The organism is Micromonospora phytophila (genome assembly GCF_023656545.1).
GTDB classification, from domain to species: Bacteria; Actinomycetota; Actinomycetes; order Mycobacteriales; family Micromonosporaceae; genus Micromonospora; species Micromonospora phytophila.
Genome location: NZ_JAMOKF010000004.1, coordinates 52,621 through 76,750, shown reverse-complemented (window position 1 = coordinate 76,750; position 24,130 = coordinate 52,621). Strand labels below are relative to the sequence as shown.

Annotated in this window: 17 protein-coding genes and 2 pseudogenes; 9 read left to right on the top strand and 10 right to left on the bottom strand. The window is 69.8% G+C overall.

Features of this window, described 5'->3' with window-relative positions; genetic code table 11:
* Positions 1–170: 170 nt before the first annotated feature.
* The 4 genes from NCC78_RS01590 (at position 171) to NCC78_RS01575 (ending at position 11,021) form a co-directional block, all read left to right on the top strand.
* Positions 171–554, top strand: coding sequence for a hypothetical protein (locus NCC78_RS01590; RefSeq protein WP_250791245.1), 384 nt, complete (start codon positions 171–173; stop codon positions 552–554).
* Positions 555–827: 273 nt separating this feature from the next.
* The gene (locus NCC78_RS01585) at positions 828–4,139 is read left to right on the top strand and encodes a hypothetical protein (protein ID WP_250791244.1); all 3,312 of its coding nucleotides are present in this window, start codon (positions 828–830) and stop codon (positions 4,137–4,139) included.
* Positions 4,136–9,064 carry a DEAD/DEAH box helicase gene (locus tag NCC78_RS01580; RefSeq protein ID WP_250791243.1) on the top strand — a complete coding sequence of 1,643 codons (4,929 nt, stop codon included), beginning with the start codon at positions 4,136–4,138 and terminating at the stop codon, positions 9,062–9,064. Before NCC78_RS01585 ends, NCC78_RS01580 begins: the two co-directional genes overlap by 4 nt.
* 262 nt (positions 9,065–9,326) lie before the next feature.
* The gene (locus NCC78_RS01575; protein ID WP_250791242.1) at positions 9,327–11,021 is read left to right on the top strand and encodes a hypothetical protein; all 1,695 of its coding nucleotides are present in this window, start codon (positions 9,327–9,329) and stop codon (positions 11,019–11,021) included.
* Between the two features lie 206 nt (positions 11,022–11,227).
* On the opposite strand, the gene NCC78_RS01570 is transcribed toward NCC78_RS01575, so the two are convergent.
* The 4 genes from NCC78_RS01570 to NCC78_RS01555 form a co-directional block, all read right to left on the bottom strand.
* Complete coding sequence (locus tag NCC78_RS01570; protein WP_250791241.1) at positions 11,228–15,457, bottom strand: ATP-binding response regulator; 4,230 nt, start codon at positions 15,455–15,457, stop codon at positions 11,228–11,230.
* Positions 15,355–16,263 (bottom strand): recombinase family protein, encoded by a 909-nt coding sequence (locus tag NCC78_RS01565; RefSeq protein ID WP_250791240.1) that lies wholly within the window; start codon positions 16,261–16,263, stop codon positions 15,355–15,357. Before NCC78_RS01565 ends, NCC78_RS01570 begins: the two co-directional genes overlap by 103 nt.
* A gap of 37 nt (positions 16,264–16,300) precedes the next feature.
* Positions 16,301–16,690, bottom strand: a complete 390-nt coding sequence (locus tag NCC78_RS01560) for a heavy metal-responsive transcriptional regulator (RefSeq protein ID WP_250791239.1) — start codon at positions 16,688–16,690, stop codon at positions 16,301–16,303.
* A gap of 114 nt (positions 16,691–16,804) precedes the next feature.
* The gene (locus NCC78_RS01555) at positions 16,805–17,425 is read right to left on the bottom strand and encodes a hypothetical protein (protein ID WP_250791238.1); all 621 of its coding nucleotides are present in this window, start codon (positions 17,423–17,425) and stop codon (positions 16,805–16,807) included.
* A 33-nt stretch (positions 17,426–17,458) separates the two neighbouring features.
* On the opposite strand from NCC78_RS01555, the pseudogene merB reads away from it, so the two are divergent.
* Positions 17,459–17,605: pseudogene (gene merB / locus NCC78_RS32340) on the top strand (organomercurial lyase); the annotation flags it as partial.
* Here the strand turns inward: merB and NCC78_RS01550 are convergent.
* Positions 17,539–17,808: a hypothetical protein gene (locus tag NCC78_RS01550; RefSeq protein ID WP_250791237.1), complete on the bottom strand. Its 270-nt coding sequence runs from the start codon at positions 17,806–17,808 to the stop codon at positions 17,539–17,541. The pseudogene merB and the gene NCC78_RS01550 overlap by 67 nt on opposite strands.
* 179 nt (positions 17,809–17,987) lie before the next feature.
* Here NCC78_RS01550 and NCC78_RS01545 point away from each other — a divergent pair, with 179 nt between their 5' ends.
* Positions 17,988–18,326: a YdeI/OmpD-associated family protein gene (locus tag NCC78_RS01545; RefSeq protein WP_250791236.1), complete on the top strand. Its 339-nt coding sequence runs from the start codon at positions 17,988–17,990 to the stop codon at positions 18,324–18,326.
* A gap of 78 nt (positions 18,327–18,404) precedes the next feature.
* Here the strand turns inward: NCC78_RS01545 and NCC78_RS01540 are convergent, their stop codons facing one another.
* Both NCC78_RS01540 and NCC78_RS01535 read right to left on the bottom strand, forming a co-directional pair.
* Positions 18,405–18,593 (bottom strand): hypothetical protein, encoded by a 189-nt coding sequence (locus tag NCC78_RS01540; RefSeq protein WP_250791235.1) that lies wholly within the window; start codon positions 18,591–18,593, stop codon positions 18,405–18,407.
* Positions 18,594–18,817: 224 nt separating this feature from the next.
* The gene (locus tag NCC78_RS01535) at positions 18,818–19,654 is read right to left on the bottom strand and encodes a DUF5994 family protein (RefSeq protein ID WP_250791234.1); all 837 of its coding nucleotides are present in this window, start codon (positions 19,652–19,654) and stop codon (positions 18,818–18,820) included.
* Between the two features lie 500 nt (positions 19,655–20,154).
* Here NCC78_RS01535 and NCC78_RS01530 point away from each other — a divergent pair.
* Positions 20,155–20,376 (top strand): annotated as a pseudogene (locus NCC78_RS01530) (amino acid ABC transporter ATP-binding protein); the annotation flags it as partial.
* 102 nt (positions 20,377–20,478) lie between these two features.
* Here the strand turns inward: NCC78_RS01530 and NCC78_RS01525 are convergent.
* The 3 genes from NCC78_RS01525 to NCC78_RS01515 form a co-directional block, all read right to left on the bottom strand.
* A complete protein-coding gene (locus NCC78_RS01525; protein WP_250791233.1) occupies positions 20,479–21,528 on the bottom strand; it encodes a zinc-dependent alcohol dehydrogenase family protein in 1,050 nt (349 codons plus the stop codon).
* Positions 21,529–21,825: 297 nt separating this feature from the next.
* Complete coding sequence (locus NCC78_RS01520) at positions 21,826–22,263, bottom strand: hypothetical protein (RefSeq protein ID WP_250791232.1); 438 nt, start codon at positions 22,261–22,263, stop codon at positions 21,826–21,828.
* Positions 22,260–22,934: a helix-turn-helix transcriptional regulator gene (locus NCC78_RS01515; RefSeq protein ID WP_250791231.1), complete on the bottom strand. Its 675-nt coding sequence runs from the start codon at positions 22,932–22,934 to the stop codon at positions 22,260–22,262. The genes NCC78_RS01520 and NCC78_RS01515 overlap by 4 nt, the downstream gene beginning before the upstream one ends.
* Positions 22,935–22,976: 42 nt before the next feature.
* On the opposite strand from NCC78_RS01515, the gene NCC78_RS01510 reads away from it, so the two are divergent.
* Complete coding sequence (locus tag NCC78_RS01510) at positions 22,977–23,393, top strand: group III truncated hemoglobin (RefSeq protein WP_250791230.1); 417 nt, start codon at positions 22,977–22,979, stop codon at positions 23,391–23,393.
* 312 nt (positions 23,394–23,705) lie between these two features.
* Entirely contained in the window at positions 23,706–24,065 is a 360-nt protein-coding gene (locus NCC78_RS01505) for a hypothetical protein (RefSeq protein ID WP_250791229.1), read from the top strand.
* The last annotated feature ends 65 nt before the right edge of the window (positions 24,066–24,130 follow it).

Below are 24,130 nucleotides of genomic sequence, written 5' to 3'. Positions count from 1 at the left end.
CTGTCGGACCACCGGCGCTCGGGCGAACTAAAAGCTCCGCTGGAACGGCTGCACCCCGCGGCCCTGCGGGTGGTCGCCTTCGCCAACCGTGGCGCGCACGGCGGGAGCTCCGGCGACCTCGCCGGGCTCGTGGCCGACGCGCGGGCGGTGGTGGGGAGGCTGAGCCAGCCGTGAACCCACACACGTATCTGAGCGCCGCTGGTGAGCTGCTGCTCCACCCGCCGTCCAGCATGCGCCGCTGCTGGCAACGTGGATCCGCCTGCCTGACCCGCCTCGCTCTCGAACAGGGGCTGCGGCACTACTGGGACCGGGTCGCTCCGTCCGTCGTCGACCGCCCCATGCGCAATCAACTGCTCGTCCTGCCAACCTTCGCAGGTGCCGAGGCAGCCTCGACGGCGCGCACCGCCTGGCACGGCCTGTCCCGTGCGATGCACCACCACACCTACGAGCTCGCACCCACGGTCGCGGAACTCCGCGGCTGGCACCAGGACGTCACCGCACTGCTACCCCAGCTCGAGCTGGTCGACCCCACCGGCCCGACGGACACGGCCTGACGTGTCCGAAATCCAGTGATCCGAGTGCCGGGCCGGCCACCCGCCCGCCAGGTGCCCGGCCGGCCAGGCGGGCGAAGTCAACGCCGCCAGTTCTCACTCCCCTGAGTGGGTCGGCGTCAGACCTGACCTGTTTACCGCTGTCGCCGACCGGGCCCACCTCGATGACCGATCGGGCAGGGGGGATGCTGAGCCGTTGGTTTGGTCTTGAAGACGCCTTGGCTTGCTTGCATAGTCGCCCTACCGCGCTGCCCCCCAATCCAGAAGAGGGAGACCGTGTCACACGCATCCGAGATACTTCGGCTCCGGGAAGCCGAGTGGGCGCCAGCCCTGCGCGCGGTGTCGCTGGTCGCCGAGATTGACGCACCGGAGGACCACGCCAAAGAGGTCATCCGCGCCCTGGGACGGGTTTTTTGGTATTGCAAGCCCCTGGAGCGGCAGCGGTTGCTCACCCGTCACTACCCCGCGTGCTTGGTCGTCGGCCTGGCTGGGATCGGTGCCGTCGGGTACGAACACGGCGACTACTGGAGCGCCGTCCACAACGAGGCGCCGGGCCAGGTCGACCAGACGTTCTGGGGGAGGGCCTTCCGCCTCAACCTCGACTACTTCCGGCTGGCCCGGTTCCCTGGTCTGCCGCAGGTCTACGTCGGTGAGATCCTCATGCATGCCGGGGTCCCCGCGTACTGCCTCGGCGACCTGTTGAATCTTCTCCTGCACCGCCAGTCCCGTGAGCCCGGACTCACTGGCGAGAGCTTTCTCGCCTGGGCGCTCGCGCCCGGCCGGGAGTCGCGTCTGAACGGGACCGACAAGCCGGTGCAGCGGTTCATCCAGCGCGGCGAGGACTACGCCGCGGACCTTGTCGACCGCTGCCTCGACCTGTTGGAGCGGCTGCGGCAGCCGGGGTTCACCGCCGACGGACTCGGACTCTCCCCACATCTGATTGCCAAGGCCCACGCCCTTGCGGAGGCGAAGCAGCTCGACTGGACGGGCAGCTCGGAGCGCATGGCATCGGCTGCGGTGGCGGCGCAGCAGCGCCCCCACCTGGAGTTGGAGCCGTTCGGCCGTGGCCTGATGGTGTGGTTGCCGCCGGTCCACGACGCACCGGACGGTCGCGTCATGTGGCAGTTGCGCTTCGATGGCGAGGTCGAGTCGGTCGTCAGCCAGTCGCGCTGGCCCGGCACCAGCGAGACCGCACCCGCAACGGTGGTAGCCATCGCACGCTCCGCGCGTCAGGCGACGGTGGAGTTGGCCGGCTACGACCAGGAGTACGAGCTGGACGTGGTCGACCCGCGGGATCCCCTGTTGGTCTTCACCGAGGACGGCCGACGGGTGCCGGCGACCGCCGGATTGCCGCCTGAGCCGGTCTGGTTGCTGTACCCGCAAGAGAGCGACGGCGGTAGGCCGCTCGAGCTGCAGGTGGATGGCGACCTGGTCGACACGTACGACGTGCCGGCGCCGTACGGCTGGCTCGGCTGGACGCTGCGCCGCGCCGACCTTCGCCAGGTGTCGCAGCTGCGGCTTGGTGGCGGAACGCCCCGCCGGGTCAAGGGTGCCCGCCGCGCCCAACTGCAGCTCGCCCAGCCATTGCCCGGAGTGAGCAGCCTCGCCGGCGCACCGGTGATCGCGACGGCCCCGCGGCTGACCCTGCCGACCGAGCCCGGCGTGAGCACCGACTGGTCGATCCGGATCCGCCGACCCGGCTCCGGTCAGCTCCTGCATACCGAGAGCCTCTCCGCCGACCGAGACACGACGGTCGACCCGTGGCGGGACCTTGCCCGCCCCTTGGTCGGCCCCTACGAGATCACCGTTCGGGGTCCGCTCGGCCGCGGCCTGGCCCGCACGTTGGAGTTCGCCGAGGGGCTGTCCGTCATCTCCCACCCCGCCTGGCGAGAGATCACGGCGGACGGGCTGGAACCGGCCACCGTAGGAGCCGACGTCACCATGCCCGACCTGTCGGTAACGCCCCCAATGACCCACCTGGGCCCCGCCGACACCGCTGTCGAGCTGCAGCTCGACAGCCCGGGCGGCGCGACCACCGTACGGGTAACGCCCGCGCACATGGCGCTCCAACGGCTCGGCGGCGGCAGCCGCGGCGAATGGTCCCTGCAGCCACTGCGTCTGGACACCGAGACGATCGGCGAGGGTGAACTGCTGGTGCGTCTGCCGCGGGCGGCGGACGCACGGTTGATCGTCCGGTCCGGGGGCCGCGAGCTGCAAACCGTTCCGTCTGGAGAAACCTATGGGCAGCCGATGGCCCGGTTTGGGCTCGCGGCCATCGCCGACACGGTCGACGCCCACGGGCTCGCCCAGCTCGACGTCCGCTTCGACGGGCAGGACTTCCCGGCAGCGCGCTGCGTACCCCGACGCCTCGCCAGCGCGGTGCACCTCGAGGACGACCGGCTGGTGCTGGTCGACGGCGTGCGGGCCGAAGGGCTGACGGCCGCGCTGTACCAGGTGTACGCGCCGTGGGAACCGCCGTACCTCGCACGCCTCGGCGCGGACCTGGTCAGCGACCCACTGCCCACCCGGATCACCACGGCGGGGCCCCTCGTGGCGCTGCTGCGCATCGACGATCCGTGGTTGCCGTCGGACTGGCCGGAGTGGCCCGGCCCCGACAACGCCTTCGACCTCACCGAGCTGAAGTGGCAGCCGACCGGCCAGGACCCCGCGGGTGAGGCGGTCTCGGCGTACCTGGCCGGAGCAGCTGCCCTGCCCGACCGACCGGACATCGCGCCGCTGCTGTTCGACCTCTACCCGCGCGCGGACGACCTTTATGCCCGAGGTGTCACGGCCAACATCCGGGGCGCCGCAGCGCTCCTGCGCCCGCATCCCGCCGCCGCGCTGGCCGCGCTCACCAAGCACCGCGCCTCGGCCGACCAAGTGGTCGCGCCCCTGGTGCACTCCGGGCTGATCGCCCTGCCTCCCGACAGGTACGTCAGTGCGGCCGACGAGGCGCGGCTCTGGACGGCGAGCCCGCTGGCCGCAATGCTCGCCTCGGCCCACCGGCTGCCTGACATCGCCTCCCACGCCGATCTGGGCGAACAGATCACCGCGGTGTGCGGTGAGGTGGCAGCGCACCTGCTCGCTGGCGGCCCCGATCCGTACGAGACGGTCGGCAGGTTCGACCAGTCGGCCGAGGTGTTCGCGTTGCTGCCGGCTCCGGAACGCGACCGGGTGTGGCGGGCGATGCGCGTCGTTCCCGGCGGCCTGCTCGACGCCGACGAACGGATGGTTGCGGCCCGCCACCTGTTCGAGGTACGGGTGCGGCCCGGCCTGGGACGGCTCTCCAGCAACGCGGAGGGGCTGCTGCGCGCCCTGCAAAAGCCCTTGGCCGAGTGCGGTGGGCCACGGGCGATGGCCGCGCTGCAGGCCCGCAACCCGACTCGAGGGTGGCTCGCTCTCCCCGCGCTGTCGCTGGCGTTCGCCTTCGTGGCGCGGCTGGCCGCCCGAGGGCACGTGGCCCCGGCCGGGCTGCTGCCACGAATCCTTCCTCTACACGCGACGCTCGCCCGCAGCGCACCCCGTCTCGTCGCCATCGACCTTCTCCTCGCGGAGTTCCTCCTGACCGGAGCCGGAGCAGCCGAATGATCCTCGACCCCCTCGCCACCAGTGACGCGATCGTCTCCACCTACCGGCGCTATCTTCGTTCCCTCGTGGAGCCGAAGGATCCCCGGCTCGCGAGCGCGCTCGAAACTGCGATCGGCGACGCGATCAACCAGGAGATCACCAAGGGGCCCCTGCTCGAGGCGACCCCGCCCTACGTCACCAGCGCCACACCCCGGCAGCTCATCGACGCGGGCTTGCTCGATCCCGGCATCGCCAGCCTGGGCGCCGGGCTGGCCATGGACCGTCCGCTCTACCAACACCAGGAGCGGGCGATCCGGAAGGCAACCGCAGGGCGCAACATCGTCGTCGCTACCGGCACCGGATCCGGCAAGACCGAGAGCTTCCTCATCCCCGTCCTGAGCCGGCTGATGGCCGAACGTGCGGCGGGCAGCCTCGGGCCTGGCGTGCGGGCGTTGCTGCTGTACCCGATGAACGCGCTGGCCAACGATCAGATGAAGCGGCTGCGGGGCCTGCTGGCCGAGGCGCCGGACATCACCTTTGGTCGGTACACGGGTGAGACCCGCCGGAGTCGCCGGGAGGCCGTGGAGGTCTTCGAGCAGCAGAACCCTGGCGAGCGGCCGCTGCCCAACGAACTGCTCAGCCGGGAGGAGATGCAGCAGCGACCGCCGCACCTCCTGCTGACCAACTACGCCATGCTCGAATACCTGCTGCTGCGGCCCTTGGACATGGACCTCTTCGAGGGTGAACACGCCGGGCACTGGCAGTTCATTGTCGTCGACGAGGCGCACGTCTACGACGGGGCTCGCGGGGCCGAGCTGGCGATGCTGCTGCGCCGACTCGCCGACCGGGTGGATTCGGGCCGACCGGTGCAGTGCATCGCGACGAGCGCGACCGTCGGTAGCGACATGGGAGCCGTGGTCGACTTCGCTGCCTCCCTCTTCCCCGTCCCCTTCGAGTACGACTCCGCGGATGAAGCGAGGCAGGACGTCATCACCGCCGACCGGGTGGAGCTGCCGCCCGGGCCCGAGTGGGGACCCCTGCCCGCCACGGCGTACGAGAAACTGCTAAACGCGCCGGATCCCGCCGGTGCCGTCGTGGCCCTCGCCCGAGAGCACGGGTATGCCGGGGACGACCCCGCCGAGGCGCTGACGTATGAGCAGCGCGTTCGCCGGCTCAAGGCGCTGCTCGCCCACGGGCCGATACCGCTGCACGAGGTCGCCCAGGCCCTGTTCCCCAGTAGCGACGCGTCCGCGACCGCGTCGATGGTCGCCCTGGCTAACAGCGTCCACGACAAGGACGGCACACCGGTGCTCTCCGCCCGCTACCACCTCTTCGCCCGCGCGACGGAAGGGGCTTTCGCCTGCCTCGGAGCCAACGGGCCGCACGTCAGTCTGACCCGGCACGAGCGCTGCGGACGGTGCGGCGACGCCGCCTTCGAGTTCGGCACCTGCCGCCGCTGCGGCACCGTCTACCTGATGGGCACGCTGGAGCGGGTCGGCACCTTCACCGTGTTCCGGTCCCGCCGCTCCCGCGACGAGCAGCAGGTGTGGATGGCGCTGGTCGACGAAGTGGCGACCGACGAGGACGAGGAGATGTTCAGCGGTGCTGCCCAGGCGGCCGGCGAGCTGGGCGCGCTGTGCACCCGGTGCGGGGTGTTCCAGATCGGTAAGGCGGCCAACTGCCCGCGCTGCCCGGACGGCGCCATGCGCGCCGTTCGTTTCCTACGGCAGCGCAGCGACGAGCTCACGGCCTGCCTCGCGTGCGGGGGGCGCGGAGCCGGCCTGATCCGACTCTTCGCCAGCGGTAACGAAGCCTCCGCCTCGGTCCTGGCGACCGCCCTCTATCAGAAGCTGCCCGTGGCCTCCGATCCCGTCCAGCAGGGTCTGCGAGGCGGCGGGCGCAAGCTGCTGCTGTTCAGCGACAGCCGGCAGTCTGCGGCGTACTTCGCGCCGTACCTCGAAGACTCCTACGAGCGGGTGCAGCGTCGGCGGCTGCTCCACGAGGGTGCCGTCGCCGCTGCGGCGGCCGACGACGAGGTTCGCCTTACCGACGTCGTCTACCACACCTCCCGAGTAGCCGACCGGTACGGCATCTTCGAACGGCGGCAGAGCCGACAGGCTCGGGAGAGGCAGGTCGCCCTCTGGGCGCAGGTCGAGGCTGTCGGCGTTGACGAACGCAACTCCCTGGAGGGCAGGGGACTCATCGCCTGGGACATGTCCCGCGACCCTGCCTGGCTACCACCCCAGCCACTGCTTGCCCTCGGCCTCAGCGACGAGGAGGTCTGGGCGCTGCTCGCCGAGTTGATCCGATCGATTCGGCTCCAGGGCGCCGTCGGTGCCCTTGACGGAGTGGACCCCCGCGACGAAGCGTTCCAGCCGCGGCTCGGCCCGATCTACGTACGCGGCACTGGCTCCGATGCGCGCCGCAAGGTGCTCAGCTGGCTGCCGACCAGGGGGACCAACCGGCGGGCCGACTTCGTGACCCGCGTGCTTGCTCGGCTCGACCGGCAGGCGGACCCGATCCAACTGCTGGAGGGCGTGTGGCGCCTGCTGACCAGGGGGCCACAGGCCGAGTGGCTGATCGCCGGCACCGAAGCCGGCATCGGGCAGGTCCATCAGCTCGACTCCGCTTTGATCACCTGCACGCCTACGGTCGGCGGCCTGACCATGTGGCAGTGCAGCAGGTGCCGCAAGCTCACCCCGTTCAACGTGCGCGCCACCTGCCCCACCATGGCCTGCACCGGCGATCTCGAACCTTGGACGTCGCCTGCGGTGGACACCGACCCGGACCACTACCGCAACGTCTACCGGGACATGAACCCAGTGCCGCTGCGCGTACTCGAACACACCGCCCAGTGGACCAGCGAACGAGCCGCCGAAATCCAGCAGCAGTTCGTCCGCGGCGAAGTCAACGCCCTCTCCTGCTCCACCACGTTCGAACTCGGTGTCGACGTCGGTGAGCTGCAAGCCGTCATGCTGCGCAACATGCCTCCGACCACCGCGAACTACGTCCAGCGGGCCGGCCGGGCCGGCCGCCGAACCGATTCAGCCGCGCTCGTGCTCACCTATGCCCAGCGCCGCTCGCATGACCTCTCTCGGTTCGCCGAGCCCGACCGGATGATCGCCGGCGAGGTCCGGGCGCCGTACGTGCCCCTGACCAACGTGCGGATTGATCGGCGGCACGCCCACTCCGTCGCGCTCGCCGCATTCTTCCGGCACCAATTTCGGTCCCACGGCACCATCTGGCGAACGGCAGGGGAGTTCTTCCTGCCAGGTGACGACGGGATCGCCCCAGTCACGTTGGTCCGCGACTTCCTTAACCCAGTTCCTGGGCGGGTCACCGACTCGCTGCGGCAGGTGCTGCCGGCCGAGGTGCGCGACATCATCGGCGTCGACTCCGAAGAGTGGGTCGAGCACCTGGTCGACCTGCTGGAGTCGGTCCGGGCCGAGCTGCAGCAGGATGTCGACACGTACGAGCAGAAGCGGCAGGAGGCCTTCACCGCCCGCCAGGACGACAAGGCCGCGCGGTACGGCCGCGTGATGAACACGATCACTCGCCGCGAACTGCTCGGGCTGCTCGCCAACCGAAACGTCCTGCCGAAGTACGGGTTTCCCGTCGACACCGTCGAGCTGCGGCTGGCCTTCGCAGACGCCCCCATCGCCAAGCAACTAGAGCTTTCCAGAGACCTCTCGTCGGCCATCTATGAGTACGCACCCGGTGCTGAGGTCGTCGCCGGGGGACTGGTCTGGCAGTCGGCTGGCCTGTACCGGCTGCCCGGACGCGACCTTGAGCGACGCTACTACGCGGTGTGCGACGGATGCGGCCACTACCGCGACTCGATCGACCGCCTCGACCAGGAGTGCCCGGCCTGCGGCTCCGCCCTCGTCGGCGTACCCCGTCAGTACGCCATTCCCGTCTTCGGCTTCGTCGCGGCGCGCGGTACCGGCCGGCGACCCACCAGCGCGCCGCGCCGGGCCTGGCACGGCGCAACCCATGTCGTGTCTCCCGGCGCTGAGCTCTACGCGGACAAGTTGGACCTCGCCGGAGGCGCGATCACCATCCGGGCCGGTGCCCGGGGCGAGCTGGTGGCAATCAGCGACGGTGCGATGGGACGCGGCTTCCTCGTCTGCGCGACCTGTGGATTCGCCGGCCGGGCCATCGACGGTCGGGTTGATCACCGGAGTCCGCTCAGCGGCCGCGAGTGCCGTGGCCGCATGGAGAACCTGTCGCTGGCCCACAAATATCAGACGGACGTCCTCGACCTGAGCTTCGACGGTGCCGTCGTGATCGGAGTCGAGGACAACGCCTGGCGATCGGTCGCGTACGCACTGGTAGAGGGGGCGGTGCGCGCGCTCGAGATCTCCCGCGACGACATCGACGCGACGGTCTACCGAACCGAAGCCGGCCGCAGCGTGATCATGCTGTACGACACCGTGCCCGGAGGAGCCGGCCACGTCCGGCGCATCGCTGAGCGGCTGCGGGACGTGCTCGACCATGCCCTGCAGCGGGTCCGCGACTGTGAATGCGGCCCGGAGACCAGCTGCTACCGCTGCTTGCGGGTGTTCCGCAACGAGCGCTACCACGAGCAGCTACGTCGCGGCGTGGCGGCGGACGTGCTCAGCCGCCTCCTCGGCAAGCACGACCAAGCGCCCGTCGGGGCGCTGCGGGTCTCGCTCTCGGACGTCGGGCCCGCCCTTACCGCGACTCGCCGATTCCTGGTGACGGAGGCGCCCGGCGAGGTCTTCGAGCCCGTCACCTCCGGACAACTCGACCTTTACGAAGGTCGTGTCGTCCTCGCCCGCCGTGACGGCGACGCCGCGGTAGGGCGGCTATGGCTCCAACGCGATGCCAATGATGTGGTCGGGGCGGGCCTGCAGCCGATAGCCGGAGCGCCGTTGGATGACGGGGCAGACGATCTCATGCTGATCGGCGTCGCTGTGTGGTGATGTGGAGCTGCTGTTGCTCCGCATACCCCTTCTGGTCGCCGCCTTGGGCCGTGGCCCCCGCAGAGCGTGGTGACTTCGATAACCGACACCCGCCAATGCAACTCGTTTGGAGAGGTGGTCGAGTCCTGTGGGGCGATCGGCTAGCAGAGAGGTAGCTGGCGTTGATGCGCCGCGGCCGAAGGTATGTCGCATCGCCTCGGAGGACGAGGCCAGCGAGCTAGCGCACCGGTTGTTGGTGCCTGGGCGGCGGTGGCCGGTCGTCGTGCTGACGATTCCGGCGGGGTATGACCAGCCGTTCGGTGATCCGGACGAGATCAAGCAGGCGGTCGGCGACCTGGCCGAGGTGGTGCTGATGCCCACGAGCGACGTCTCGTGGGCGTTCTCGCGGGTGATGCCGGCCATGACTCAGGTGTATGGCGGGGCGGGTCGGGTGTACCCGGTCGATCATCTGTGGGTCTCTGACCCTGGGCGTAGCAGGTTGCGGTTCGCCTACTCGCCAGACGACCGCAAGCGCATCACCGATCAGTTGATCAGCGATGCGCTGCAAGCCGCCATGGCAGCCGGACTGGTCGAGTCCCGCACGCCTGCGGGGTCTCAGCAGCGGTCGGGGCGTGTGCAGGGCGTCATCGGTTCGCGGGCGCTGGTCACGTTGGAAGACATGTCGGCGGCGACGGTGTGGGAGGAGTTGACCCTTCCCGGCGTGACACTGGACCAGGTGCTCGTCAAGGGGCAGTCAGTCGCGGGCAGCTACGACCGGGACTCGCGGCGCCTGGACGTGCGGGCCGCGCTGCGGTTCACCGACCTCGCCAGCGCCCTTGCGGCTGTGAACCACGCGTATCAGATCGGTGACGTGGTTCTGGCTGAGGTGGCCGCCGTAAGCGATGACGTGGTTACCGTGCGGCTGTTGCCCGGCCTTGTGGTCGAGCTCGGCCGGGAGGCGGTTACCACCAACCCAAACGACACGTTGAGCGGCCTGTTCAGTGTCGGGGAAACCGTCGCTGGCCGCCTCGTCGCGTTGGAGCCGCTGCGTTTGCGGTTGGACGACGTCGATGACGAGGAGCCGGCAAAGTCAGCGCCGAGTCTGCTTCCGGGCGGGCCGCCGTGGTTGCGTCCACCCGCTCCGCAGCCCCCGGCGGTGGCGGCGCCTTCGCCCCCGGCGCACTCACCGCCGTTGGCGGCGCCACCGTCACCAGTTGTGCGGAATGTGGCGCCGCGGCAGCCGACGCCGTTGGACCTGGTCCGCCGGCTTTCGCCGGCGCAGCAACCGGTGATGGCGCGACCCGCCGAGGCCATGCCGGTATGGGAGCAGGCGCGTGTTGCACAGCTGAGCAACGAGCTGGCGGCCGAGCGGGCGACCCGCAAGGCCCTCGCCGACGAATTGACGGGTCTACGAGGCCGAGCCGCTGAGCTGGAAGCTGAGTGCGCGCAAGCGACTCGGTCCATTGGACAGCTACAGACCCGCTACCGCGGCGCCGACCTGGCTCGGCAGCGGCTGGTCAAGCAGCTCAAGGGCGCGCAGAGCCGCGCAGGCCAGTCTGCGGATGCGGAGGGGCCGCTCTTCCTCGATCCTGAGGACCAGTTTCGCTATGAGGTCACTTGTGAGTGGGCGCAGCGCGTTCCCGCCGCTGAGAAGGCCGCCAAGCCACTCGCCACGTATGTGGTGGCCCCCGGCTTCCTCGATTCCATTGAACAAGTCGAGGGCGTCAGCCGGGCGAAGGTCGTAGCTGTCGTGGTCGAGGTGCTCACTGGTCAGGTCCAGCACATCGCCGGGCGCGACGTGCACCAACTACGGAGTGGCAGCGCGGGTAGCCCCTACGTTCGCCGCGCCGATGGTGCGACCTGTTGGCGAGTGGCGCTGCAGCGGGAATCAGCCGCCGCGCGCCGGCTGCACTACTGGCGTACCCAAGACGGCTACGAGTTCTCCCGCGTTGTTCTCCACGACGACTACCGTCCCTGACGATCGGCGCTCCTGCTCTGGCCACGGCAAACCGGGTCGCTGATCGCCAGTCTTGCGGTGCCGGCCGGCGTCAATCAGCCGCCGGCCGCATAGTGGGCGGGTCGCCTGGTCGTCCCTCTCCTTCGGCGGTGCTGGGGGCGGTCGTGGCTGCCTGGCCTGATCGCCGCGCTCCCGTCAGGGGGCCCGGTTTTTGATTAGAGGTAGCTCTATCGTGCCGCCGATCGGCGGATCAGCTCGTCGGTGTCCTCGTCAGCTGCCGTCTCCCACTTCTCGCCGTTACCGAACGGCTGGTAGGTCAGCTTCGCTGGCCTACCCCGGTGCCCCTGGGTCACACCGTCGATGACGGAGATCTGCCACTCGCCCCGGGCCGTACCCGGCCGGGCCGTCATCCACGGGCCGGTCGGGATCCACGAGTCGGTGCCGGGCCGGTACAGGCCGACCGAGTTCTCTTCGGGAGCAGAACTGCCGATCCACTCGGCACTCGGCAGCACCGGACCGGTGCCGGTCACCCTGAACGCCGAAACGGTGTACCTTTTTGCATTTAGTCGTAGCGATTGGGCGATCATCACCGTGCGGTCCGGGATGTGACGCAAGGCTGTTGCGAACTGCTCCAGCAGCGGATCGACCTCGCCCAGCATGCGGGCCACCTCGGCGTTGGGGCGCTCCGGGCTGTGACCGACTACGTTGCGGCCGGTCTTTACGACGGCGAGCGCGTCCAGGTCGAGACTGCGGATGACCTGTCCCGCAAACGAGTCCTGCGCCAGCCGCGAGGCGAGCGCCTTCAGCAAATCAACCCACTTGCCCAGCATCATGTGGGGCGCCAGCACCGGCCGAGGCACCCGAGCGTCCGGCTCGCCGTGCAGTAACTCGCCGAGCCCGATCGCGCCGATGAACCGGAGTGCGTCCTCCAACGCCGAGTGGCCGGCCCGCACCCGCAGGTTCGCCACCGCCTCCGACTCGTAACGCTGCAGGCCGAGCGCCACCGGCAGTGGTAGATGCTGCAGATCACGACGGCTTTGCCGGCCTAGATCGGCCAGAACCTCCTCGACAACGGTAACGAGTTCCTTGGCCGCGTCCGCCTTGGTCACGTACTTGATGGCGCCCGCGTTGAAAGCCACTCTCGCCTGGTCGAAGCCTCCCTCGCCGGAAAGCACCACCACCGGCACCCGGTGGCCCTCTTCCTGCATGCGCCTCAGCAGCCACAACCCACCCCAGGTATCGGGCGGCATCTGTAGATCGGTGACCACGACGTCGTAATGCCCGGCGCCAAGCCTGGCCAGCGCGCTTTCACCGTCGTGAGCGATCTCGACCTGGGCGCTAATCGGATCGAGGTGCCCGGCCATCGTACGAGCGACGTTTTCTTGGTCGTCCACGAGCAACACCCGGACTTTGCGCCGGGGACTCGCCCCCGCCTGTGGCACCGGGGACGGTTTTTGGCCGGGCGCATCGGAATCTGTCACGTCCTCGCATGGCAGGTCGATGATCCAGCGCTGGCCGTCCGCCCCGGGGTCATCGGAGATCGTGGCGCCCAGCCGGCGCAGGTCCATGCGTACCAGCCACAGCCCCATGCCCGAGCCGTGCACCTTGGTGCTCGTCACAGTCTCGTCCCGCCAGAACATCTCGCGGATCTCGTCGGGCAGCCCCGGGCCGTCGTCGTGCACAACGAGGAACACGTGGCCCGGCTCGGTGTACCAGTCGACGATGATCCGGCCGCCGTTCGGCATCGCCTCGACAGCGTTCTTGATGAGGTTGTCCAGAACTCCCCGCAGCAGCGACGGCGAGAGGGCGACCTCACAATGGCCGGACTTGGCGGGCGCGATCAGACGTACGTTCGCCATCTCTCTGATCTCCAGAACCTTGGCGGCGCAGTACTCATCGATCCAGCGGCCCAACTGAACCGTCTCTTTGTCGGCATCCGCCAGCGCTTGGTTGGTGTGGTCCAGGTGGTCGGCCAGGCGGACGGCGGCCTCGTGGTGTCGGGCGGCATCGGCGAGTCGGTGAAAGCGCGTTACCCGGTCGCTGGCCACCGCCGCCTTCTGCGCGACGTCCTCCATGCCGATCAACTCGTTTTTCAGCCGGTGCAGGACGTTCGCCAAGATCTCGACGCCGTCACGGTCCCGGGAGCCGTGAAATGCGAGCCTGCCGGCCGCCGTGAAGGACCGGTCGGCAGGGTCGGGGGCGTAGGTGGCGCTCAGCGTCTGCGTGTCCGCTCCGGCGAAGACCCCAAGGCCGGGCGCCATCTCGGCGAGCAGGTCGACCAGACTGCGGACGCGGTCGGCCGCGCCCGGGACCGTGCTCGCGCATTCAACCCGGACTCCGTCGGGAAGCCGTCGGAACCGGACCGTTCCAGCGGACGTGTCAGGGAACTCCCGGAGCAGTTCACCGATGGCGGCGGCGTCGACCGCGAAGAAGAGCGACGCGGACTCGGGACCTTGCACCGGCCAGGATCCGACGATTTCGTCTACCGTCTTTTGTTCCCGGGCGGCGCCAGCCCGTAGTGCGCCGGCTACCGCCAGAAGGAGGTGCCATTGGGGTGCCTTCCGAACCACGACGGTGCCTTCCGGGTCGAGATTGCGCACCCAGGCCGCCAGAACCCGCAACGCCTGCTCCAGCTTTGGCCGCGAGCGTGCCTTCACAGCGTTGCCGTAGACGGTCACCAGATGGTCGAAGAGCTCGTCGTCCAGCGGGCCGGTCAGCGAGTCAACCTCCTCCGCCCACGCGAGGAAGCCGTTGAGCTCGTCACCCGAGGCGGCCAGCAGACCCAGCCCCAGAACCCCTTCCTCCATACAGCGCCGGAGATCACGGCCGCGCAGCACCGGCAGACGCCGAGCCAGGCACAGCAGGAGCAGCATGCTCTCCTCCCGCTCTGTCCCGACGGCGGCCCGGAGGTCCGGTCCTAGGGTGAAAAGTCGGTACAACCGCTCTGCGGCCAGCCGGGTGGTCTCTTTCTTCCCGGGCGTCGGAGGGCCGGTCCGAACGAGTTCGAGCACGCCGATACGGACGGTAAGGGTGGCCGTGAACCGGGAATCGTGCGCCGGGCCGGCGGAGGTATAGGTGGAGAAGGCCTCGCCACCGAAGGTGGCACAGAGACGCTGCAGCCGGCTCAACTCGTCGAGCCCCTGAGCAAGGGTCTCCCGCAGTATCCAACCTCGCAGCGTTTCCGGCAGGCCGGCTTCGCCGAAGCGCCAGGCGACCGAGGCAATCGCCTGAAAGGCTTCTGCCTTCATGCGGGGCTTACACTCGGTTTCGCCGCGGCTGCGGAGCACGGCCGATTCCGGCACGAGCCGGTCGAACATGTCGACGTAGCAGCGCTCCGGCAACGAATGGATCGCGCCATCCTCCGGTCCGGGCTTGAGCGTGCGGCCCAGCAGGTTGCGCGTGAACTCTGCGGCCGACACCGCCCTGATGACGTAGGACCCGTGGTTGGCCAGCAGTTCGTAGTCGATCTGCCGGGCCTGGCGGACCAACGACTGGTTCTCGTAAGCCCATGACTTGTGAGTGAGTGCTTGCTGCAGGTAGGCCCGGCGTTCCGGAGTGATCCGGAGCGTGATGGCCAGTTCGGCGACCGTGCGGTTCCACGGGCCCTGACCCGGTGGGTAGTGACGGGGCTCCTCGGCGAGCCGCGAGATCGAGCGGCCGCCGGCGCGCGCGATGATCTCACCGTAGAGGCCCGCGTTGCGCAGGTAGTCCTGGACCGCCAGATCCTTCGCGCCGGTTCGTTTCGAGAACTCGCCGCGCCCGCGCCGGCCCCGGTCGTCGACGATCTCCACAATGAAGGTCCGATGGTGATCCGGGCCCTCCTGATGGTCCTCAACCGTGAGCTGCTGAACCGGCACGGAGCGGGTCAGCTCACCCCACCAGTTGATGCCGTCCATGAGCACCTGCTGGAGTGCCTGCTCGTAGACGTCTGCCACCAGCCGCTTGACGATGGTGTAGCCGCCGAGGAGCACCACCACACCGAGGACCTGGTGCATGACGTCCTCAGCCAGGCGCGACGTGCTCCGCCGGTTCGGCTCCTCGCCCTTGCCCAGGTTCATCGACTCGACGACAGCCAGATTGCCAGCGACCCGCTGGGCGACCCGCCCGGGCATGTGCGCGATGACCCGGTTCTGCCTGCTGACCTTGTCCGGACGAGTGCGCTCCACGACCAGGTCGGCCACCGCGAGCGCCAGATGGGTGGCGCCCACCTTGCCCAGTGCCGCCAGTGCGGCGGCCGAGATCGGCGCCCGGCCAATCTCGTAAAGGAAAGTGGAGTGACACGCCGCAAGCCGCAACCAGCGCGCCCGCAGCGGATCGTCATCGACCCGCCAACCTCGCTTGGCGAGTTCGGCGACTAGCGAGTCACTGAGCGGCACATCATCCGCCGCCAGAGCCGGGTCGGGAAGAGAGGCGAGGGCGGGTCGGGACATGCCGGCGGAGTCCTCCAAGTCGCGCATGGGTCGGGCAACTCTAACCCTTCTCCTTCGGCCGACCCGGCTCGCGATCTTGCGGCTCCTTTTGACCACTTGGCGAGGGCGTATTCCTGAGGGAAGCGGCAGCGGTAGTAGGCAGCGCCGTGGTTGTACTGGCCTTGCATGCGGCGCTGGCAGGCGGCGCAGTAGATCATTCCGCGGAAGACGTAGGGGTTGCGGGTGCGGCGGCGGCGTCCCTGAAGGTCGGCGGCTCGCGCGCGACGGGTTAGCAGTGCCTGGGCTTGCTCGAAGGTCTCGTCATCGATCAGGGGCGGGTGGGTGATCTCCTTGGAGACCACCCACTTGTCGCGGGTGTTCCAGCGCATGACCCCTGTGTGGCCCAGTGCTACGTCATCGACGTCGAGGAGGACTTCGTCGGTGCGTTGTTTGTTCCAGACCTGCCGGCCGGTGTAGCGGGGGTTGGTGAGGATGACGCGTACGGCGCTCTTGGACCAGGCGATGCCGCTGCGGTGGGGATTACGCGCTCGGTCGTGTGCCGAGGGGCAGGGCACATGGTTGGCGGTGAGTCCTTCGGCGATGGCGAAAAGCCCGTAGCCGGCGAGAAACTCGTGGAAGATCCGGCGGACGACGGGGGCGCTCTGGGCGTCCGGGGTGAGCCCGCGAAGATGTTTGCCGTCGGCCGCCTTCGCCGGGTTGGGGTGAGGGCCGAGATCACGGAGCCTGTAGCCGAATGGCGGGCGTCCGCCGAGGTATCGGCCTTCCAGGACTGTCTGGGCGGCCATGGCCGATCGGACGGTCACCCGCGACGACGGCACCGGGATGAAGCTCACCCCCACCCAACGTCTGAGAGCCGTCTTACGGAAGCGGTTATAGGTAGCGGCAGACCTGCGCGGGTGGGCAGGTGTCGGGTTCGGCGTTGGCGGCGGAGTCGTGAAGCTGAGCGACGGTGGCCCGCAGGGCGTGCAGCTCGGCGAGTTGCGCGTCGATGGCGTCGAGCTGTTCGGCGAGTAGTTGGCGTACGTGTCCGCAGGGGGCGCGGCCGGTGTCGCGGACGGTGAGGATGTCGCGGATCTGGGCGAGGGTGAGGCCGGCAGCGCGCCCGCGGCGGATGAAGTCGAGCCGAGCGGTGGCGTCGTCGCTGTAGTCGCGGTAGCCGGCGGGGGTGCGGGTGGGGGGTGGGAGCAAGCCGCTGGCTTCGTAGAAGCGCAGGGTCTTGGTGGTGGTGCCGGTCGCCTCGGCGAGTTCCCCGATCCGCATCCGGTGATCTCCTGTCGTCGCGTCTTGACCTTCCCGTGCACTGGAAGGTTCATTCTGGTTCGGGTAGAGCCGTGACGGCCAGGCGGTGTGCGTGATGACACCGGGAGCCGCTTGCTAGGAGGGTCTGTGATGACCGCAGCAGCAGATCGCGCAGCAGAGGGCCGGGTGGCTGTTGAGTTTCGTTCCGTGCCCGACTGTCCGAACCTCGCCCCGGCTCGGCACGAGCTGCGCGCCGCGCTGGCCGACCTCGGGCTGCCACTGGCGGTGGTCACCGAGGTCGTTGGGGACTATCCCTCGCCGTCGATTCTGGTCAACGGTGTGGACGTGATGGGCGGCATCGGCGAGGGTTCGGCGGCCTGCCGCCTGGATCTCCCCACTGGCGAGCGCATCCGCGCTGCCCTGCGTCAGGCGATAGGCGCCGAACCCGCCACCGCCGTGACGGAGCAAAGTCGGGTGGATTGCTGCGCGCAGCCGGGCAACGCGATCCGGACTGACCGACCCCGCCGCGCCGAGCAGCTCCCCGACAGCCTCCGGCAGGTGCACCGGGCGATCCTGCGTCACTTCGCTGCCACCGGGACTGCCCCCACTGACACCGACATCCGCGCTGGCGTCAACGCGCCGGACCTGGACACCGCGAAGGCGCTGCGGGAACTTGCCCGGGAAGACCTTGTCGCCGTCGACAATGCCGGGCGTCTGGTCGCGGCCTACCCGTTCTCCCCAACGGCAACGCCGCACGTGGTGTCATTCGGCGATGTCGACGTGTACGCGATGTGTGCCATCGACGCGCTGGGCATGCCATTCATGCTCGGCACCGACGCGACAATCACCTCCGCCGATCCGCACACCGGTCAACCGGTCCGCGTGACCATCACCAACGGTGCCGCGACGTACCAGCCGGTGGAAGCGGTGATCGTGTACGCGGCCACCGGGGACTCTGGCCGCTCCGTGGACACCTGCTGTTCCACCATCAACTTTTCACGAGCACTTCCAACGCTCAGGCGTGGATCACTACCCGTCCCAACCTCGCCGCCACTGTTCTCGACCAGGACCAGGCAGTCACGCTCGGCCGCGACATCTTCGAACCGCTGCTCGCCTGAGGCCGACAGCAACATCGCCACCCCGCTGCTGCCGAACCCGACACGAGGTGCCTCGATGAACGGCTCCGCAAAGAGTCAACAGTTCACCGCCACGGTCACCGCGGCCACACGCGGCCGCGTCCTGATCCCGGTCCCGTTCAACCCGGACACTGTCTGGGGAGCCAAGCCCCCGCCACCACATTCGCGGCACCGTCAACGGCGTGGGTGTACGTGCCGTGGTGGAACCAGCGGGCGACGGCTTCGGGTTCACCCTCGGCCCCGCCTGGCTACGGCGCTGCGGCCTGGCCGCCGGCGACATAGCGTCCATGACCATCGAGCCGGAGGGTCCCCAACGGAACGACCTTGCCGGCGATGTAGCCGCCGCGCTAGAGGCGCATCCGCAAGCCGGCGCCTTCTTCGACTCGCTGGCCCAGTTCTACCGGCGCGCCTACCTACGATGGATCGACACGACCAAACGGCAACCCGAGCAACGGCCCCGACGCATTGCCGAGATGATCCAACTCCTAGAAGCCGGGCACAAGGAACGCCCGCGCCCTTAGCTACCGGATCAGGTGTCGAGCAGGTTGAGCCGGAGCAGGGTCCGGGGATTTGGCGTCTTTGGTGTTGCGCGGTCCGGACTATGGGCGAGGAACGATGGACAGTCGGAGGCCGGTCTCCGTCTCCTCGATGAGCACTCGTTCGCCGCGGCTGTGGTCTGGCAGCATCGCGTCGTACATTTCTTCGTTGCTGACGTCCACAGTGCGACCGGACCGGCCGATGAGGACGATGAGTACGGCGCGCAGGTTGACGTCGCTGAGGTAGCGCATGGGGGTCGTCTCCGTAGGTACTGCTGCTCGGTTCGACATGAAGGCAGTTCAGTCCCGGCGGCCGGGAGGACGTCGGCCGCCCAGAACCGGTCGACGCGACGCTGCTCAAGGCGTGCGCTGGATCTCGCCGACGAGGGCCGCGATGGTGACGAACCTGCGGGTTGGTGCGCCAGCGTGGACTCGGCGTGTGTTGCCTTCCCGTGCAGGTCCCAGCAGGGCGACTCTCACCGAGCTGTCGGCTCGCCGAGTTCGGCGGGGTCGAGACGCAGGGTCGCGAGCAGTCCCGCGTGCCGGGTGGTGTCGACCTGCTCCGGCAGCTCCCGCTCGACCCAGTCGGCCCTGGTGTGCTGGCCGCGTCGACGCAGCGCGGAGACGATCGTGTGCCGGACGATTGTCATGCTCTGCTCCTCGGTCGTGATGGTGAAAAGATCACCGGTCCTCCGCCGCCTCGGCGGAGGTGCTGCCGGCGCGGACGCCGGTTCGACCGGCGCGAACTTCCCGGCTGGTCCAGCCTCGGCCGTGCGGGAAGCGACGGTGGGAGGGGCGTCGGGGGCGGTGCGGAGACGGCCGCCCTCCCCCTCCCAGGTGCGCCTGCCCGCGCTGTCGGCCCTCGCGTCGGACATGGTGCCCGCAGCGGTGAGCAGCTGCGGAGCATGGACCCGGTTGCCGGCGGTGGCGGCGAGCGCCATCGCCGCCTCGGCCAGGTCGGCCGCGGTCTCCGGCGGCACGACCAGCAGGTCGACCCGGTCGTCGTTGAGGCAGACCGCGGTCAGCAGGCTGGCGGGCTGACTGGTGAAGTATCCCAACCGCAGGACCCTGCCGTCGACGGCCAGGCGGCGCGGATTGCCGTTCCAGGTGTCGGCGCTGAGGACCAGCCGGACGATCGGCCCGCGCAGTAGGTCGATGGCGAGGATGAGGCCGGGCAGCTCCGCGAGCGGATCTGTCGAGCGGGGCCACCAGCCGCCGTCGAGCAGCGTGCGCGCGGACCGGGTCGGTTCGATCCGAAGGCGCGGCGTCGATGGCGGCGATGGGGGAGCGAGGGCGTTGGTCGATGGCATCATGTCGGATCCTTATTGCCGTGACCGGGGTATAGCGGTGAAGTCGTGCGCGGAATTGCGTCATGCGCTGGGCGGGACGCCCGGTTCGCCGACCCGTCCGGCCGGGTCGTCGGTTGCCCCGCTTAGCGGCGGCGCTGCAGCTGGGCGATGCGAACGGTGCCGATCACCATGGCTACTATCGCGAGCGCTGCGGCGCGGACGCCGATCCGGGTCGCGCCGGCGCGGGTCAACGGCACCTGGGCCGCTGGAAGGTGGGGAGTGCTTCCCGATGCTCCGACGGCGAAAGATCGGTCGGTCGGGCCACTGCGGATCGGGCGCGGGCGGGTACGAACATGGCATCGCCTCGGACGGAGCCGGCGTGGCGGGCACCTCAGGAGTGGGATGTCGTCGATTCCGGGATAGCCCCAGCCTAGGCGTGTCCGGGCCGGTCTGATTCTGTGCCGCCGTGATAGGGGGCTGAGGCTCGCCCCGAGCGTATGGCTCTGGACGGGGCCGTCGATCCCGGTTTCGCCCAGGTGGACGGGGTCGTGTTCATGGACGGCGGCGTGGTGGTCGAGCAGGGGCCGCCGCAGGAGGTGCTCGGCGCGCCGCAGCACGAACGGACCCGCTCGTTCCTCTCTCGGGTCCTCGACCCGACCCAGGTCGCGCAGCTCGGTCAGCCCGACCAGTCCCCGGAGCCACCGGAGCCGCCCCGCCTGCCGGCCGACGACCGTCACAACCTGTGACAGCCGATCATCGTCACGTTCGTGCACACCGGCGCAACCGCGGGGCCAGCTCGTCGTCGATGACGTGTTGCAGTCCGGTCAACCCGTCGTAGGTACGCCGACTTACCGGGGGTGGATGAGGCGCATTCCGCCGGGAGCGGGCCGGTCCATCGTGGCCAACGCGTGGGGCACCTCGGTGAGGCCGATGCTGCGGGTGATCAGCTCGGCGGGGCGCAGTACGCCGGCGGTGACGAGCCGGAGCAGTTCGGGATAGGCGTGCGCGGGCATGCCGTGACTGCCCCGCAGCTCCAGCTCGAACGCGATCACGAGCTCCATCGGCAGGGCTGGGCGGCCCTGGGCGGCGGGGAGGAGTCCGACCTGCACGTGGCGTCCGCGCCGCCGGAGGCTTTCGATGGAGGCGGTGCAGGTGGCGTGACTGCCCAACGCGTCAAGCGACAGGTGGGCGCCGCCGCCGGTCGCCTCCCGTACGGCCGCGGCCACCTCGCCGGGTCCGGTGAGGGCGCTACCGTCCAGACAGATCGTGGCCCCGCAGCTCCTGGCCAGCTCGAGCGCACCGGGGGCAACGTCCACCGCCACGACCTGCGCTCCGCACGCCGCCGCGATCATCACCGCGGACAGCCCCACTCCGCCGCAGCCGTGCACCGCCACCCACTCGCCCGCGGCGGCCCGCCCCTGACTGACCACGGCCCGGAACGCCGTGGCGAAGCGGCAGCCGAGGGCCGCCGCAGCCGGGTAGTCCAGCTCGTCGGGGAGCCGGACCAGGTTGACGTCGGCGTTATGGACCGCCACGTACTCCGCGAACGAGCCCCAGTGGGTGAAGCCTGGCTGCGTCTGCCGCTCGCAGACCTGCTGGTCCCCGGCGAGGCAGGCGGGGCACTGCCCACAGGCACAGACGAAGGGCGCGGTGACCCGATCGCCGGGCTGCCAGCCGCGTACGCCGGCGCCGACCGCCGTGACGACGCCGGCGTACTCGTGGCCGGGGACGTGTGGCAGGCGGATGTCGGGATCGTGTCCCTGCCAACCGTGCCAGTCGCTGCGGCACAACCCGGTCGCCTCGACGCGGATCACCGCGCCTCCCGACGGGGGCACCGGGTCCCGGACGTCGCGGACCTCGGGTCGGGCACCGAACTCGTCGAAGACCACGGCACGCATGCGCCGCATCCTCACATGCCACGGACCGGCCGGCCTGCCCACCCCGCCGGACCACGGCATCTGCCGCGAACCGTGCCTGTTGACACTGCCTAACTACTGGGACCAGGCTCCCCCGACAGGGGTCATGAACGACGGGTCGGAGGCGCCCTGGACGCCTCGGCGCGCGGGATCGAAGGACTGCTCCTGGTGCTCAACCCGGACAAGCTGCGGAAGTTCGCGGCCGGCGGCTGAGCGGAGGGCGGGCCGGGTGATCGCCCAGTGCGTCCGGCACCACCGGCGGGGCGCAGCCGACGAGCGCTAGCGCAGCAGTCGTCCGGCGAGCGACCAGCCGAGCAGCACCAGGGTGACGATCTTGATCAGCTCCAGCGCCACGTACCACAGGTGCAGCGTGGAGGCCGGCGGCTGGTGGCCGTCGATGATCAGCTGGGCACGCCGGTCGAGCAGCGGCCGCAGGACGGCTGCCTGGGTGAGCAGGACCAGCCAGAGGGCGCCGATCCCCGTCCAGCGGGCCGCGCCGATCGACGCCCCGAGCACCGCCACGGTCAGCCCGGCCAGCAGGACGAACTCGACCGCGTTCAGGGCGCGGAAGACCAGTCGCCCGATGCCCAGGCCGATCGGCAGGCTGACGCCCGGTGCCCGGAACTTCAGCGGCGCCTCGATGAGCGAGATGGCGATCACCATCCCCAGCCAGAGGAAGGGAACGGCCAGCTGGACGATGTCCCGGAGCCTGGTCATGAGCGGACGGGTCCTTTCTCCATGGGGGTGAGCCGGGCGACGCAGACGCCCGGTCGCGCGAACGGGATCAGCTCGGCGGCCAGGCCCGGCGCCGCCGCCTCGACGACCTCCCGGAGCAGGCCGCGGTGCATGGCGCAGACCACGTCGGGGTGGCGCTGGGCGACCTCCAGGAACGGGCAGGCGTGCAGGTCGATCTGGACGGTGGCGGAGTCGGCCGCGCGCTCCGGCTCGAAGCCCAGCTCGGTGAAGAGGGCGAGCGCCCGGGCGGTGGCGACGCCCACGGGATCGGCGCCGGGCGGTGCCGCCGCGGAGCGGCCGTCGCCGCGCAGCCAGGAGCGGCCGGCCTGCTCGGCCAGCTCACCCGCGCCCCGGTCGTCGAGCTGGGCCGCCAGCACCTGGCTGAGGAACTGGTACCCGGTCGACGGCGCCGGCGGTGTGACGCTGCGGTAGACCGTGTGCGGGCGTCCACGACCGCGCCGCGGGCCGGGCCCGCTGCTGACGAAGCCCGCCTCGACCAGCACCTCGAGGTGGAAACGGACCGTGTTGGCGTGCAGTCCGGTGACGGTGACCAGCTCGCTGACGCCGGTCGGGCCGTCCGCCGCGCGGAGCGTGTCGAGGATCCGGCGCCGGCTCTGCACGGCGAGTGCGGCGTAGCTCACGTCTTCTACCACGCACCTATTTTATACGATGGGCATAGTGAAAAGGAGGGTCCCATGGCCGACATCGCCGACCGCGCCGACATCACCGCCCTGGTGACCGACTTCTACCGCCGGGCCTTCGCCGACGACCTGCTCGGTCCGGTCTTCATCGACGTGGCTCGGATGGACCTCACGGCCCACCTGCCGATCATGTGCGACTTCTGGGAGACCGTGCTGTTCCGCACCGGCGCGTACCACGGGAGCGCCTTCCGCCTGCATGTGGACCTGCACCGACGGGAGCCCCTGGCCGAGCGGCACTTCGACCGCTGGTGGGAGCTGTGGTGCGGCACCATCGACGACCGGCACGCCGGCCCCAAGGCCGAGCTGGCCAAGGCGCAGGCCGGCCGGATCGCGCAGTCGATGCTGCGGCGCCTCAACGGCGGCACGGGCAGCGAGCACCACACCATTCGGACCCGCCAACCCTCGTCCTGACCGGGCCCCGCCGCGTACAGGTCGACTCGTCCGTCGCCCACCAGGTCAGTCGCGCTCATCGGGTGGCTGACCTGCCATTGGCAACCGGCCGCCGGCCGTCGGATCTCAGGACCTGGCACTCGGACCCCACTGGTGGCCGGGGTGAATCGGTCCGCCTGGGCGCGGGAGTCGACAGGGCGGCGATCGGGGGTGGTGCTCCCTGCCCGGACATCGCCAGGCCGGCATGACCCTCCAGATTGTGTCGGTGGGCGTGGCGCCTCCGCCAGCGCAGCCGGCGGCGGAACATCAGAACCCGGCCCGACCCTCGACCCGTTGGCGACCCCCGCACCGACCTTCGCCGCCCGCGACGCCGTCGCGCCACCCCGTTCGACCGGCACCATGGTGTTCCGCGCATTCAATGTGGCGGAGCTGACGCTGTTCCTCCTGCTTGCTCTGGCGCTGGTCGGCGCTGGCGCCGGGGCAGTTCGATGGACGCTCGTTGCGGTCACCGGGGCGGTCTTGCTGACCCGGGCCTTCGTCATGCGACCCCTGCTCGACGTACGGGCGCAGCAGATCATCGCCGGTGGGCAACCAGTCGCCTCCCACCTGCACGTGGTATACATCGCCATGGAAGCGATCAAGCTGGTCACGGTGGCGTGGCTGGGCATCTCGCTGGTCCTACGGCTGCGCTGACGACTTCCGCCGACCACACCGGCTGGCGGCCCGAGATCGGTATTCTCGCTCTATCCGACGCTGTC